The 13,663-nt window shown below is 57.3% G+C and carries 13 protein-coding genes and 1 pseudogene; 2 read left to right on the plus strand and 12 right to left on the minus strand.

What is annotated here, in order from left to right:
- Positions 1-84: 84 nt before the first annotated feature.
- The gene (locus H6G62_RS06250; RefSeq protein ID WP_190493257.1) at positions 85-852 is read left to right on the plus strand and encodes a hypothetical protein; all 768 of its coding nucleotides are present in this window, start codon (positions 85-87) and stop codon (positions 850-852) included.
- A gap of 186 nt (positions 853-1,038) precedes the next feature.
- Positions 1,039-4,983: a CHAT domain-containing protein gene (locus tag H6G62_RS06255; RefSeq protein WP_190493258.1), complete on the plus strand. Its 3,945-nt coding sequence runs from the start codon at positions 1,039-1,041 to the stop codon at positions 4,981-4,983.
- 172 nt (positions 4,984-5,155) lie between these two features.
- On the opposite strand, the gene H6G62_RS06260 is transcribed toward H6G62_RS06255, so the two are convergent.
- The 12 genes and pseudogenes from H6G62_RS06260 to H6G62_RS06315 all read right to left on the minus strand — a co-directional run bounded on the left by H6G62_RS06260 (position 5,156) and on the right by H6G62_RS06315 (position 13,116).
- Complete coding sequence (locus H6G62_RS06260; protein WP_190493259.1) at positions 5,156-5,569, minus strand: HEPN domain-containing protein; 414 nt, start codon at positions 5,567-5,569, stop codon at positions 5,156-5,158.
- Entirely contained in the window at positions 5,566-5,946 is a 381-nt protein-coding gene (locus H6G62_RS06265) for a nucleotidyltransferase domain-containing protein (RefSeq protein WP_199324782.1), read from the minus strand. Before H6G62_RS06265 ends, H6G62_RS06260 begins: the two co-directional genes overlap by 4 nt.
- Positions 5,947-6,152: 206 nt before the next feature.
- Positions 6,153-6,443 carry a hypothetical protein gene (locus H6G62_RS06270; protein ID WP_190493260.1) on the minus strand — a complete coding sequence of 97 codons (291 nt, stop codon included), beginning with the start codon at positions 6,441-6,443 and terminating at the stop codon, positions 6,153-6,155.
- Positions 6,427-7,026: a ParA family protein gene (locus H6G62_RS06275; RefSeq protein ID WP_190493261.1), complete on the minus strand. Its 600-nt coding sequence runs from the start codon at positions 7,024-7,026 to the stop codon at positions 6,427-6,429. The genes H6G62_RS06270 and H6G62_RS06275 overlap by 17 nt, the downstream gene beginning before the upstream one ends.
- A 669-nt stretch (positions 7,027-7,695) precedes the next feature.
- Entirely contained in the window at positions 7,696-9,786 is a 2,091-nt protein-coding gene (dpdA, locus tag H6G62_RS06280; protein WP_190493262.1) for a tRNA-guanine transglycosylase DpdA, read from the minus strand.
- The gene (queC, locus tag H6G62_RS06285; RefSeq protein ID WP_190493263.1) at positions 9,759-10,502 is read right to left on the minus strand and encodes a 7-cyano-7-deazaguanine synthase QueC; all 744 of its coding nucleotides are present in this window, start codon (positions 10,500-10,502) and stop codon (positions 9,759-9,761) included. The genes dpdA and queC overlap by 28 nt, the downstream gene beginning before the upstream one ends.
- A gap of 2 nt (positions 10,503-10,504) precedes the next feature.
- Positions 10,505-11,152 carry a 7-carboxy-7-deazaguanine synthase QueE gene (locus H6G62_RS06290; protein ID WP_199324783.1) on the minus strand — a complete coding sequence of 216 codons (648 nt, stop codon included), beginning with the start codon at positions 11,150-11,152 and terminating at the stop codon, positions 10,505-10,507.
- Positions 11,118-11,525: a hypothetical protein gene (locus H6G62_RS06295; RefSeq protein WP_190493264.1), complete on the minus strand. Its 408-nt coding sequence runs from the start codon at positions 11,523-11,525 to the stop codon at positions 11,118-11,120. The genes H6G62_RS06290 and H6G62_RS06295 overlap by 35 nt, the downstream gene beginning before the upstream one ends.
- A gap of 14 nt (positions 11,526-11,539) precedes the next feature.
- Positions 11,540-11,935 (minus strand): 6-carboxytetrahydropterin synthase, encoded by a 396-nt coding sequence (locus H6G62_RS06300; RefSeq protein ID WP_190493265.1) that lies wholly within the window; start codon positions 11,933-11,935, stop codon positions 11,540-11,542.
- A gap of 109 nt (positions 11,936-12,044) precedes the next feature.
- Positions 12,045-12,481, minus strand: a pseudogene (locus H6G62_RS06305) (XisI protein).
- A gap of 100 nt (positions 12,482-12,581) precedes the next feature.
- Positions 12,582-12,908, minus strand: coding sequence for a type II toxin-antitoxin system PemK/MazF family toxin (locus H6G62_RS06310; RefSeq protein ID WP_190493266.1), 327 nt, complete (start codon positions 12,906-12,908; stop codon positions 12,582-12,584).
- A complete protein-coding gene (locus H6G62_RS06315) occupies positions 12,889-13,116 on the minus strand; it encodes a hypothetical protein (protein WP_190493267.1) in 228 nt (75 codons plus the stop codon). The genes H6G62_RS06310 and H6G62_RS06315 overlap by 20 nt, the downstream gene beginning before the upstream one ends.
- Positions 13,117-13,663 lie beyond the last annotated feature (547 nt).

Below are 13,663 nucleotides of genomic sequence, written 5' to 3' on the forward strand. Positions count from 1 at the left end.
GCCTCTCCCTGGGAGAGGGGGCCAGAGGTGATGGAGAGTTCTTGTTTACGTTTTTGTTCAACCCATGTTTGCGAGGTGATTTTGATGAAGCGGCAAAACTTTGTGGCTGTTAAACAAGCTCTGGTGAAAGACATCGAAGGGCCAGCGTTGAGGAAAGCGCCGATGACGGATAGGGGCATGGCGTTTTTGGGCCTAACGGTAGAAGCGGGCACCATTCTGGTTTTGATGTTTCCGGCGGGGGTGCTCCTGGCCCTGGGTGCCGCTGCCCTGCCCCTGCTGATCAATGTGGCGGCGGCTTGGTTTCACAGTACCTACTACGAAATCCCTGAAGCCTATGCCGAGCTGCTGTCGCGCTATGAGGAGTATCTGCTTTCCGATAGCCTCTCGGCCCAGGAGGCGCTGGAGATTGTGCGACTCCATGCCGCTGTTACCTACCTCACCACGGCCCATCTGCCTCCCAGTATTCGCAGTGTGGGCCAAGCTAAGGGGCGGGCGCAGATGGTGTTTGCCCAAGAGCGCATTGCTGACCTGGAAAAGCATGGCATCGGGACGGCTACCCAATGCCAAAATGCGCACCAGGCCAAGCTCAAGGCACTGGCGGAGCGTTGCCCCGAACCTGAGGTGGATATTCGGGGGATGACGGCGGCCCAGGCGACCCAGGCCCAGGAGGATTGGAAACAAGCCTGGATTGAGGCGGAAACGGAAACGCTGGAGGCGGAATTCAAGACGGCGTTGGAGCATATTCGTCAAACCTATGGGCAGATGACTGCCGAGTGGCAGCAAAAGGAGGCCCAGGGGTTGCAGGAATATCGTGATTTTGACCCGATGAATGGGTCTGCGGCGGTGGCTTAGCGCTGGATCTGATGGGGGCGATGCCTGTGGGGGGCTGCTGTGGCGGTGGCCCCTGTGCGAATGACTGAGATACAAACTGAGACATTTTGGCGGGGCTGGTGAGATAGCTTGGCGGTGGGGGAATGCTAGGGCCGTGCCCCACGGGTTGGCTTGGGTGGTTTTGGAGCGTTTTGCGAGGTGGGACGGATGGATGAGGCGAGAGTGCAGCAGTATATGGCGCTGATTCAAGAATTGCTGGAATGCCCCAGTGGCCAGGAGGGGGCGATTTTGCAGGCGAATGGGGCGCTGGTGGATGAGGGGTTTGTGCAGGTGGCGATGGCCATTGCTCAGCAGGCCGCCCAGCAAGGGGATAACAATGCGGCCCAGTTTTTGCAGCAGCTTGTAGGGCAGGTGGCAGCGGCCATAGGGTTAGGGACAAGCGTCCCACAAGACACAGACACCGCCCGTCAGTTTTTGCTGGAGACATTGCAGTTGCTTGTAGACAGGCAAGGAAATCCTCAGCAGATTTATCCTGTATGGGCGCAGCAGCAAGATCGATTTAACCCTGAGTTGCTGGCTGTTCTACCGACAGTTGCAGCGCAGCTATTGACAGGAGACGCAGAAAGGCTCGCCTCCATGGCGGCGGTATTCGGCACGTTTGGCAATCTGATAAATCAGTTCCCCTTGGGAACACGCTGGCTAAACCTAGAGTTGGGCATTGCCGCCTACACCCAAGCCCTGAAGGTGATGACCCAGGCCACGATGCCGATGGACTGGGCCACGATCATGAATAATCTGGCAATCACCTACCGTAACCGCATCCGGGGAGACAAAGCGGAAAATATCGAGGAAGCGATCACCGCCTATCAGCAGTCGCTGATGGTGAGGACGCCAACGGCGATGCCCGTCGAGTGGGCAGAAACCATGCATAATCTGGCAACCGCCCACCTTTACCGCATCCGGGGAGACAAAGCGGAGAATATCGAGGAAGCGATCACCGCCTACCAGCAGTCGCTGACAGTGAGGACGCAAAGTGCAATGCCCGTCGAGTGGTCAGAAACCATGATGAATCTGGCCAACGCCTACTATTACCGTATCCGGGGAGACAAAGCGGAGAATATCGAGGAAGCGATTGTCGCCTACCAGCAGTCGCTGACGGTGAGGACGCCAACGGCGATGCCCGTCGAGTGGGCCACCACCATGATGAATCTGGCCAACGCCTACTATTCCCGCATCCGGGGAGACAAAGCGGAGAATATCGAGGAAGCGATTGTCGCCTACCAGCAGTCGCTGACGGTGAAGACGCAAAGTGCAATGCCCGTCGAGTGGGCAATCACTATGAATAATCTAGCTAACGCCTACAATTCCCGCATCCGGGGGGACAAAGCCCAGAATATCGAGGAGGCGATCACCACCTACGAGAAGTCGTTGGCTGTAAGGACGCAAAGTGCGATGCCTGTTGATTGGGCAATGACCATGCATAATCTGGCAAGCGCCTACTATTCCCGCATCCGGGGAGACAAGACCCAGAATATCGAGGAGGCGATCACCACCTACGAGAAGTCGTTGGCGGTGAGGACGCAAAGTGCGATGCCCGTCGAGTGGTCAGAAACTATGAATAATCTAGCAAACGCTTACCTTGAGCGCATCTGGGGTGACAAATCGGAGAATATCGAGGAGGCGATCTCTGCCTACGAGAAGTCGCTGACGGTGAGGACGCAAAGTGCGATGCCCGTCGAGTGGGCAATGACCATGAATAATCTAGCAATCGCCTATGGTGACCGCCTTCGGGGTGACAAAGCGGAGAATATCGAGGAGGCGATCTCTGCCTACGAGAAGTCGCTGACGGTGAGGACGCAAAGTGCGATGCCCGTCGAGTGGTCAGAAACCATGAATAATCTAGCAATCGCCTATCGTAACCGCCTTCGAGGTGACAAATCGGAGAATATCGAGGAGGCGATCTCTGCCTACGAGAAGTCGCTGACGGTGAGGACGCAAAGTGCGATGCCCGTCGAGTGGGCAATGACCATGAATAATCTAGCAATCGCCTATGGTAACCGCCTTCGGGGGGACAAAGCCCAGAATATCGAAGATGCGATTGCCGCCTATCGGCAAAGTTTGACTGTTCTGACACCAACTACCAATCCCTATGGCTGTCTCAGATCTGCCCATGCCCTGGGCGACCTGCACTTTAGCCGAGGCCACTGGCAAGCCGCCCTAACCGAAGGCTACCAAGTGGCCATTGCCGCCGTAGAACAAACCCGCACCTGGGCCACCGACGACCAACGCCGCCAAGAACTGATGGAAAACGCCATGGGGGTCTATGCCAACGCCCTGCAATGCCACATCAACCTCGGCCAATACGCCGAAGCCATCCTCCTCACCGAACGCGCCCGTTCCCGCCACCTCGTCGAACTAATGGCCAGCAACGACCTCTACCAAGGCGGCGACATCCCTGAAGAAGTGCAGCGCTACCTAGACGAATATGAAACCCTCCAACACTGCATCGACCAACTGCAACGGCGACAAGAAAACGACGGCCTTGCAATGGCTAGTAGCAGCCTAGGCCACTTCAGCCTGCGCGGCACCACCCTCAGAGATCAAGCCGACCAACAACGCGCCGACCTTCAAACCCTAAATGCCCAAAAACAAGAAATCTGGAAAAAACTGCGCTCCCTCGACCAGGTACTCGCCGAAGGCTTAGAAGTGCCCAGCCTCAGCTTCGAGGAACTCTCGGCCCTCATCGCCCACCAACCCACCACCGCCCTGCTCAGCTTCTACAGCACCAACGACCACACCTACATCCTGGTGCTACGCCACCCCTCACCCCCTCAATCCCCCTCTCCCACTAGGGGCGAGGGGGAAGCCAGCCATTCCCTTCCGACTCCCCTTCTCCCTGGGGAGAAGGGGCTGGGGGATGAGGGCCAGATCACCTGCTACCTTCACATCTGCACCGACCAAGGCATCCCCTTCCAAAACTGGATCCTGCAAAACTGGCTAACCCCCTACCAGCAAAACTTCTCCACCTGGATCGACGCCATGCCCCAGCGCTTGGCCGAACTCTCCCAGCGCCTCCAACTCGATACCCTCGTCCAAACCCACCTGCAAGGCATCGACGAACTCATCCTCATCCCCCACATCGCCCTGCATTTGATCCCCTTTGCGGCCCTGCCCCTGGCCCCAGACTCCCTTTCCGGCTCCCCTCTCCCCCTGGGAGAGGGGCTGGGGGTGAGGGTCTTAGGCGATAAATTCCGCCTGCGAGTTCTTCCCAGCGCCCAAATCCTCAGCTATTGCCACAGCCGCGAAAACGGCAACCCCGCCGCCCCCCTCGTCCCCGGCCATCAACTCGGCTCCGTAGAAGACGCCACCGGAGATCGCCCGGTCGTCACCGCTGGGTTTGAAGCCATTGCCCAACGGCTCAACATCCCCGCAAAACAACGCCTGCGCGGCAAACAACAGGCCACCAAAGCCAACTACCGCACCCTGGCCAAAGCCCCCCAAACCCAAGCCCTCCACTCCATCCACCACGCCGCCTCCAACCTCAGCAATCCCCTCGATTCCGCCCTGCAACTGGCAGACGGCGACATCACCCTCGGCCACCTGCTCTCCCCCGGCTGGCGGATGCCCCACCTGGTCGATGTCTTCCTCTCCTGCTGCGAAACCAACCTCGGCACCCCCACCCTCACCGACGACCTGCTGACCCTCTCCACCGGGTTCCTCTGCGCCGGGGCCAGGTCAGTGGTTAGCACCCTCTGGTCTGTTAATGCCCTCGCCACCGCTATCTTCTGCGACCTCTATTACCAGTTCCGAGAACAGGGCCGCGACCGCCCCACCGCCTTGCAACAGGCCCAGCAGAAAATGCAGCATCTCAGCGGGAAGGATCTAAAGACCCACTATCAGCCCCTCCGCGACCAACTCGCAGCGCAATGGAAACAGGCAGAACAGAATTTCCAGAACTACCGCAGTCAACTGAAAGCCCTGGCCGAACCCCACCCAGACTACAAGCCGATTAAGCAAGGGCGCGATCACTGGAAGCGCCAGAAAACAGCCTTTGCCTCAGCCCTCTACCAGTTTGAGCAGTATCAAAAACAGGATTGCCCCTTTGCCAGCCCCTACTTCTGGGCAGGCTTTGTCAGCCAAGGGCTACGTTAACCGAATTGTTCCATAGATAAGATTACTTACTCACTCAATTACTCAAGTGATTCATCAAGCACTCACTCAAGTAAGCGCCAAAGGATTCCACGGGGCTTGCTGTGGGCCTGCGGGTCATGCTGCAACTTATGTGTAGAAATGTGTAGAACCCTGGCATCTGATTTCCGGCGAACTAGGACACCTGCAACCATTGCTGGACGTGGTGCAAAATTTGCTCGGCGGCGGCGAGGGCCGATTCAGCTTCCCGTTGGGTGAAGGCTTCCCCAGGGGTGAGTTCGGCCAGGGCATCGGGGTAGCGGGTGGGGATATAGAGCTTATCCAGGGCGAGGGCGAGTTCTAGCAGCGGGAGAAACTGGGCGAGGGCGGGTTCTGGTAGATCGCGTAGGAGCCGGGTGCAGGAATGGCCCCAGGGGTCGCCGTCGAGGCTAATCCACACGGCTTTGAGGCTTTTTTCGGCGGATTGCTGGGCATAGAAACAGGCTTGGGCAAACTTCTTGGCCACAATCAATGCCTGGGTCGCCTCTAGGTCGTCCAAGCCCTGGCGATACCAGCGGATGGCTTCTTGGTGTAGCTTTTCGTGGCTCATTGGGGGGCTTGCGGATATAGGGTTTTACCTTCGGCCAAGAGTTGACGGATAAAGGGCCGATTGGCCCGCTGGGCCAGTTCCGCCGGGGTGTAGACGATGACCTCCACCGGGGCGGGGGCATCCACCAACAGGGCCAACACCTGACCGATGCGCTCCAGGGGCGGCAGAGTGCAGTCCCACACGAGGAAGAGATCGATATCGGATCGACGGGTGGCGCTGCCCCTGGCCCAAGACCCAAACAAAATGATGCGCTCTGGGGCGATGTGCTGGCAGAGGCGGGCCACGGCAATGGTGAGCCAGTCGGTGAGGGTAGCGGTAGTGGGGCCAGGTGGCTGGGGGAACGGCATGGGTTGGGCCGGGTGGGTAGTTGAGGTCATCCTAGCCTGCGGATTGGGTGAGAGGATCTTTCCCCTGGTGGGTTGGTGGGCGATACCCTCGGCATGGGCAACCGTTGGGGGATTTCTCCTGCTGGGGCAACAGCGAGACATGACCCACGGTCTAGGAAACCTTGATTGTCGGATAGGCTATTCACCTTCTATCCGATGAGTCCGTGTATTTTCCAAGTACTTACTTACTCAAAAACTCACTCAAGTGATTCATCAAGTGCCCACTCAAGTAAGCGTCGGACGAGCTCCGTCTTGGGCTTGCGTAGCTTACGCGCCTTTGCGGCCAGCAAGTCATTAAGGCTGATGGGAATGTCCACATTCAGCCGTACCGTCGGCTCCTTAGCGGCTGGTTCTAGGTCAGCCCATGGGGTCGAGGACGGCAGGGCCGCAGGGGGTGTTGTAGCCTCTGGGGCAGGACTTGCGATGGCTGGTTCCTCCTCCGTCGTCGGTTGCTTCGCCGCGCTAAAAATGTCATCCCACTTTTCCATGGCCCATCTCCTTCCAGACTTCTTCCCAATCCCGCCATGCCACGCCACCGCTGGGCACTTTATTCACCACCACCCCCGCCTCCGCCGCTTTGATGTACGCCTTATAGCGTCGGATCGAGCGGTTAAAGACAGGTAGCCCGTGGCGTTTCAGGGCTGCAATCGCATCCGCTCCATCGGTCTGGGGGGCTGGGGGAGACAGCGTCACCAGACAGCAGTAGTTTGTCCCCTGCGGTAATTCCGTTGCAATCTGCACCAAAGCCGACAAGCTGAGGGGGTCGGGGGTCGTCGGCAAGATAAGTAAGTCAGCCCCCTGGGCAATAGCCCGAATGTCATCAGCGGCGGGTCGAGCTGGGGTATCAATCACCGTGTGCTGATACTGCCCACTCATCAGACGCTTAGGGGCTTCGGAGTCGCTACAGACATCAAAGGGCAGCAGCCCCTTCCGTGCCCATAGGGTAGCGCTGCGGTTTGGGTCAGAGTCAATCAGCAAGGTCTTAGCCTGGTTGCTGAGCAGGGTGGCCAAACAGATCGCGCTGGTGGTCTTTCCCACACCGCCCTTGTACTGGGTGAGGCTAATAATCATGACGTTTTACCTGTGAGCATCGCCATAATAAATCAAGCACTCACTTGTTGCAACACTTACTTATGTAATTGAGTAAGTGATTACTCAATTAATTACTCAAAATATTGATATCTATTCCGGTCAGCGTTGAGCTGTCCCAGTCTTGGGCTTGCTCCATCTCCGCGCCTTTGCGGCCAACAAGCCATGGAGACTGGCGGAAAGTCCAAGTTTTGTTCATCAGCCGATGAGGGATCTCGGAGCCACCATACCTATCGAAAGGCCGCAGACCCTGCCTCGCCCATGGGGTAGGGTCTGCGATTTGGGCCAGAGTCAATCAGCAGGGTCTGCGGCCTGGTTGCTGAGTAGGGTGGACAAACAGATAGCGTTGGTGGTCTTGAGTATCGCTAGGACAGCTTAATTCCTCACTCACTACAACACTCACTTAATTGAGTAAGTACTCAATTAAGTGAGCTTTCAATCAGAAATCTCTGCCTAGGGAAAAATGTCATTCAGCCGTTCTGAGGGAAACCGGGGGGAGTACTATCTGTAACCCTGAAATTCTGACCCCGTGGATTGGAAATCTCAAAGGAGTTGGGGGAGTAGGGTAGGCGCTACTCGTCCAGAAAGTTAGCGGCAATTCTCAGCCAATCCACCTCTTCCAAATCAACTATCAGCAGGTCGCTATCTTGGCTAAGGCTGTGGATCTCTCAGCTTTGCCAGCAACTCCTGGAACCGCAGGTAAAAGGCGCGAGTATTATGAAACCCTCGCCGCCGATTGCGATCATTGCCTCGAAAGATCACCACCTCAACGCCAACCTCTTGGCAAATCACACAGTCGCACGCTTTCCAGGGGCGATCCCGTAGCAAATCCCGATACATCCGCTCATGCTTGACTCGACGCTTAGCCTGCTCTGCCGGATCTACCTTGCCATCTCTCGGCAACTCCAGTAGTTCGTCGTAGGCCAACAGTGCGTCTAGGGTTTCTTCCAAACCCAACGTGCCTTGGTCGAAGGCTCTCATCGCCTTCAGCGCCCCCTGTTCTAGATCCTTCAGGGTGTCTCGGTCAGACACCCCAGCTTCAATCAACCGCTTTACCCGCACCCCTTGACCGTCTACAGGGGGAATGCGAACGGCTGGATACATTTTGCTCGAAAGGGTGTGGTAGTTTGCCTCAGAGCCTAGCCAAGCTCGCCGCAGGGGACTGGCTGAGTCGAAGCTGGTAATGCCCAGGTGGCGAAAGACTGGGATGGCGTTGATGCGGGCCACCCCAAATAGGTGGAGTCGGGTGTCGGGCATCAGGTGGGGCCGCACCGCCTGCATAATCTCGATGATCTCTCGGCTTTGGGCACGGGCCAGCCCCCCCAGGGCAATGTAGTCGTAGCCGATGCGAATATTTTCTTTGACGGCATCAGCGTAGGTTTCGGGGTTCCAACCCTGGGCCACGCCGATGGGGGTGAAGGTGTAGCTCCCGGCTCGGTGCTTCTCCAGAAAGTCTTGGGCGTTGTGGATGGTGAGGTCGTAGCGCTTTTCGCGGATGCCGGGGGCGGCAAAGGGGCCAACGATCAGGTGGTCGATGCTCACCCCAAAGTCGAACCCTAGGTTTTCGTAGTAGTCCAAAATTTCAACGGTATTGTAGGGCGGCTCATCCTCTTTGATATAGCCAAATGCACCGCAGTCACCCATTACCTGGCCCTGAAAGCGGATGAAGTCATGGATACCCACCGCTTCTACCCTGGCCCGCTTTTTCTGGCTACCGTCTACCACCACCTTCGAGACCAGAATGCCGTCGTAGTTAGGAACGTCATACACCTGATGAGCGTAGACATCATCTGTGTAGGGGTCACGGTCGGGAGTAATTTGATCGTTCAGGAAATCGTAGGTTGGATCAACCCGATCATCCCAATCCGGGATGAAGTACTGCATTCCCAGGTGACGATTGGGCGCGGGGGGGACGTCGGGAATGGGCAAAAACTCGTCTTTTGCCGGACGGGGGACGGCGGTGGATCGAGAAACCTTGGGTGTGGTGGGCACGGCATCCAGGAGGGTGGTGAGCGCCAACTGCTGATCGGGAGTCTCTAGCCCTTGGTTGATCACCTGACGAAATAGTTCGGGTTGGGTCTGCATCTGCTTTAGCAAGTTGGGTTGGGCCACCGCCGCCTCGGCAAATTGCTTGAACAGAAATCCCTTCAGCCCCACCAGACCATAGCGGTAGCGCTTGGCGTCTTGGTTGGAGAGAGGCAGCACAAAGGTGTGGGCCACCAGATCCGGCATCTTTTGGGCCGCGCCCCCGGAGGCTAAGAACACCAGGGTTTGGTCAGCGTTGGTGCGGATGGGAAGCTGAACGGCCCTGAGGTAGTTGTCCCCCAGCAGGAAGAAAACGAGGTCTGCGTTCACCAGCCGTTGCTCCATCGCCTGGTGAACGCCCAAGTGCTCGGCCCACGCATCCACTTCATGGCCCTTCATGCCGTTGAAGGTAACTTCGTAGGGAACGATCTTTTGGTGCTCTGAAATCAGCCCGTACCCAGCGGAGAGAATTTCGACCTCCAACACCTCAGGCCCAAAGGCGTCTCGCAGTGCCCGCACCCCCTCCATCAGCCGTAGGTGCTGCATTCCTGTGTATAGATCTCCGGCAGGGCAGGCGTACTCGGCCAGTTCAGTCTCCCGCTCCCGCCGTCGAGTGGGATCGCGAAAGTCGTCTAGGGTGAGTTGGTGCTCTGGCTTAAACTGCTTTTCCCCAGTGCAGGATGTGATAACTAGGACACGGGGGTGGGGGCGGGGCATTCGGTCTCCTGGGCAGATAGCTGTTGGCCTACCCACGTTGCCAGATCGGCCCGTCCAGCGTCAATCAGGGCCTTGTCCCGAATTCGGCAAGAATCGCACCGTCCGCAGGGTTCTTGGCCGCCCTCGTAGCACGACCAGGTTTGGTCGATGGGCACCCCCAACCGCAGAGCACGGTGAACAATATCCACCTTCGAGTCCATCACCAGGGGGGCCACCAGTTTTGGGGCGTTACCCTCCAGCCCTGCCTTGGAGGAAAGCTGGGCGAGTTTCTGGAACGCTTCCAGGTACTCTGGGCGGCAGTCGGGATAGCCGGAGTAGTCTACGGCATTGATGCCGAGGTAAATGGCCTCGGCTCCCTTGGCTTCCGCTAGGGAGAGGGCCAGTGCGATAAAGACCGTGTTGCGCCCTGGGACATAGGTGGTGGGAATGGCCCCCGCTTGTACGCCATCCTGGGGTAGGGGTTCGCTCAGGTCGGTGAGGGACGATCCGCCCCACTGGGCCAGGTTAACGTCCATCAAGTAGTGGTCTTGGATGCCCAGGTGAGCCGCTACCGTCTGGGCTGCGGCTAGCTCGCGTTCGTGGCGTTGGCCATAGCGGAAGGATAGGGCGATGGGGGCATACCCATCGGCGATGGCCTGGGCCGCTGCGGTGGCCGAGTCGAGTCCGCCCGACAACAAAACAATGGCTTTGGGTGTCGAGGCTTTGGGTGGCGTCATCGCTACTGAACTCCCAAGAACTTGTGCGTTTGAAGGCTAACGCGCCATTGTGGATTCTTCAAGACATAGTCGAACACCATCAGCTGGCTCTTGGCCGTTTCCCACTCTGGTTGGAGCCGTTTTTCGACGGTGGGGGCCACTCGGGCGGCCTGCTGTTCGGCCCAGGCGAGGTCAGCCTCATCGGCAACGACTACCTTCAGTTCGCTGGCCTGGGGGTAAGCGCTGGGGTGGGGTGGCTTAAACCGTTTGGGCGATAGGGTCACCCAGTCGAAGGTGCCGCTGAAGGGGTGGGCACCGGAGGTTTCCAGGTGAACCTGGAGGCCCGCCGCCTTGAGCTGTTGGGTCAGCGCTGTCAGGTCGTGCATCAGCGGCTCTCCCCCCGTAATCACCACAATCTGAGGATGAACGGCTTGAGCGGCGGCGACCAGTTCCCCGATTTCCCGTTGAGGATGGCGTTTGGGATTCCAGGATAGCTTGGTGTCGCACCAGGGACAGCCGACATCGCAGCCCGCTAGGCGGATAAAGAAGGCGTTGGTACCAGCCCATGCCCCCTCTCCCTGGATGGAGTGGAACATTTCGACGATGGGCAGGGTGGGGGACAGCGCTGGGGATAGATCAGCCGTCGGGGAGGTCGTGGTCGGGGAGGTCATCTTTGGCAAGGGTTGGGATTTCAGAATTACGATAGCGCTGCCACCAATCATCCATCTCGTTGGGCAGGGGCAGCAGGGTGTGGGCCAAGGCATCGCGGATAATTTGGCGCTTGCCGTCGTCGGTCCACTCGGTGTCGGCGTTGTGGGGGTGAGATACGGGCAGAGGATAGGTCGGGTCTTGGCGGACTAGCTCAGCGGCCAACTCTCGCACATCAAACTGACAGCGCAGGTTGGCTTCGTCTGGGGTGGTGGAGAACCAGAAGTTCAGCGGAGATGCCCCATCGCCATTGTTGTAGACCCGATAGATGGTACGGCCTGCCACCTCGCAGAAGACGGCGGGCTCAACGTATTGTTCGGTGGTGATGACTGGCATAGGATCCTCCTAGTTCAATCTTCGTTGTCTTCATATTCTGCCCAAGAGCCGGGGGTTTCGGAGACGGCCACCTTGAGCTTAACCCCCTCCGGCAGGTCTTTCTTGGTTTTGTCGTAGATGTACTGGGCAATCATTTCTGCGGTGGTTTCGTAGCCTTCGGGCAGCACGTCGTTGAGGACGCAGTGATCTAGCCCGCCTTTTAGCAGGTCGCGTTTGGCCCAGCGCAGGGTGCGAAAGTCGGCCACCATCACTGGGTGGGGGCAATACTGGGAGGAGTGGAGCCGATGGGACTTGGCCTCGATGCGGACTCGGTAGGTGTGCCCGTGCATTCGCCCGCAGGGGCCATCGTAGTCGCGGATGGAGTGGGCGGCGTCAAAGGTAAATTCGGTGGACAGTTTCCATTGGGGCATGACAATTGTGAGGAAGTTGGGCCGCTTGAACGTTCACTACTAGGTTACAAGCTGAGGATGGTCTAGGTGGGCCAGGTGGATGGATAGGCAATAGTCAGTGATGCCCCGCCTAGGCGGCTCCATAGGTGGTGTAGGGGCGCTTGTAGGGAGGTTGCAAGCCGAGGATGATGTCTTCCCTGGGCACACCGAGGGCTACGAGGTCTTCGGCAGGATTTTGGTCGGTGAGGTTTTGCTGAAGCCAGATTTTGCCGTCCTGGATAAGCTGATGTGCATTTAAATTGCATGACAGCTTTCTCTAAAGTCCTTGCTATAAGGCTTTTGGGGCAATCTGGCCAGTGCATTTTAGATGACTAACAGCTTATCAAAATGAACGACACAGCGATACACCCGGTGCAACTGTTGCCAACCCACGTTCATCCATTGGTAGTGGTCTCGTTCTGTATCAAAAATGAGCTGTACGTCAACGCCATCATCCACCACGTCGGTTTGGGCGTATTGGCGGAGCAAGGTTTGAACGCACTTTCGGTATTGGCTTACCTTATCCATCGCGAAATCACCTCATTCACTGGATCGTAGATGACGATTTGCGTAGGCAAGGTGGATAGGTGATACCTAGACAACACCTCGGCGAGAGAGAACAGATCTATCAAAATTTCAGGGTGATTTTTTCGCTCCAGGTCGTCTTGAACTGGGCCGCATCATTGACCGTGACAGTCCCTATCTTGGCCAGAAATAGCGAACCCTCTAGGCAGTCTAAGCGGGAGAGGCGAACGGTTGAAGGCACCCGCAACCCACTTTGCTGCCAGTCTTGCAGCAGCACATCAGTCTGGGTGCGAGGTTGGGCTGAGGTTACTGCCGCAACGACAACATCCAGCCCATCTTGCCAGAGCACTAAGACGGGTCGTTTTTTAGAAGCCTGGCCGTTAGTAAAGGGAATATCGGCGACCCAAAACTCACCCGGTGATGTGGTCATACAGTCCTTCGTCTTCGGCGGCGTAGCTGTTTAGAAAGGCACTGTGGTCTCGTGGGGTAGGAGCAAGATCATCGTTGCTGACCACGGGCTCTATGGTAATTTTCCAGCGCCCTGCGCCAAGGGTATCTACCCAGTCTTGGGGCAAAACGAAAGGCTCTCCGGGTTGTAGCTCAATTTCGTAGGCAAGACTGACGAGTTGGCTTTTCATGGGAAAACAGCAGAATGATGCCAGGAGATATTTACAGGATAGGCGAAAACCTAGGCAGGTGGCGCATGGCAGCCTGGGGCCGCGAAGGCACCCCAATGAAGGGGCTTTGGGCACCTAAAAAATTGAGGCGCTTCGCGCCGGGGAAACGGAGAGAAAAGGAGAAGGAGAATAGTTCAAAAGTATTGCAAGGAAAGGGGCTACAGAAGAGTCCTGGCAGCAGAACAGACAACGCGAAAGCCGATAGTACCGATACGAGCATCCGGAAGATGGTTAATGCGGCAGGCAGAGCGACAGCTTTTTGGAGCGTCAAACCAGGAACCACCCCGTAACACGTAAGGATCATCACGCTTACTTTTCCCATCTCTAGAGAAAAGCCAAGCGCTACCATCAATTGCTGAATAGTCTTGGTATAGCAGCCCGCAGGCAGGTTAGGACAATACGCGGAAGGCATTGTCGAGGGCATCCCACAAGGTGTCAAACTGGTGCAAGGTCTTTCGCACGTAGTGCTTGATCCGTGCCCAAAACTTCTCAATTTTGTTCAAGTCAG

The organism is Phormidium sp. FACHB-1136 (assembly GCF_014697375.1).
In the GTDB taxonomy this organism is placed as follows: Bacteria; Cyanobacteriota; Cyanobacteriia; order Phormidesmidales; family Phormidesmidaceae; genus Nodosilinea.

Excerpts from the sequence above, each read along its gene's own strand:
- H6G62_RS06250 (WP_190493257.1), top strand. The coding sequence starts at position 85 with ATGAAGCGGCAAAACTTTGTGGCTGTTAAACAAGCTCTGGTGAAAGAC.
- H6G62_RS06255 (WP_190493258.1), top strand. The coding sequence starts at position 1,039 with ATGGATGAGGCGAGAGTGCAGCAGTATATGGCGCTGATTCAAGAATTG.
- H6G62_RS06260 (WP_190493259.1), bottom strand. The coding sequence starts at position 5,569 with ATGAGCCACGAAAAGCTACACCAAGAAGCCATCCGCTGGTATCGCCAG.
- H6G62_RS06265 (WP_199324782.1), bottom strand. The coding sequence starts at position 5,946 with ATGACCTCAACTACCCACCCGGCCCAACCCATGCCGTTCCCCCAGCCA.
- H6G62_RS06270 (WP_190493260.1), bottom strand. The coding sequence starts at position 6,443 with ATGGAAAAGTGGGATGACATTTTTAGCGCGGCGAAGCAACCGACGACG.
- H6G62_RS06275 (WP_190493261.1), bottom strand. The coding sequence starts at position 7,026 with ATGATTATTAGCCTCACCCAGTACAAGGGCGGTGTGGGAAAGACCACC.
- dpdA (WP_190493262.1), bottom strand. The coding sequence starts at position 9,786 with ATGCCCCGCCCCCACCCCCGTGTCCTAGTTATCACATCCTGCACTGGG.
- queC (WP_190493263.1), bottom strand. The coding sequence starts at position 10,502 with ATGACGCCACCCAAAGCCTCGACACCCAAAGCCATTGTTTTGTTGTCG.
- H6G62_RS06290 (WP_199324783.1), bottom strand. The coding sequence starts at position 11,152 with ATGACCTCCCCGACCACGACCTCCCCGACGGCTGATCTATCCCCAGCG.
- H6G62_RS06295 (WP_190493264.1), bottom strand. The coding sequence starts at position 11,525 with ATGCCAGTCATCACCACCGAACAATACGTTGAGCCCGCCGTCTTCTGC.
- H6G62_RS06300 (WP_190493265.1), bottom strand. The coding sequence starts at position 11,935 with ATGCCCCAATGGAAACTGTCCACCGAATTTACCTTTGACGCCGCCCAC.
- H6G62_RS06310 (WP_190493266.1), bottom strand. The coding sequence starts at position 12,908 with ATGACCACATCACCGGGTGAGTTTTGGGTCGCCGATATTCCCTTTACT.
- H6G62_RS06315 (WP_190493267.1), bottom strand. The coding sequence starts at position 13,116 with ATGAAAAGCCAACTCGTCAGTCTTGCCTACGAAATTGAGCTACAACCC.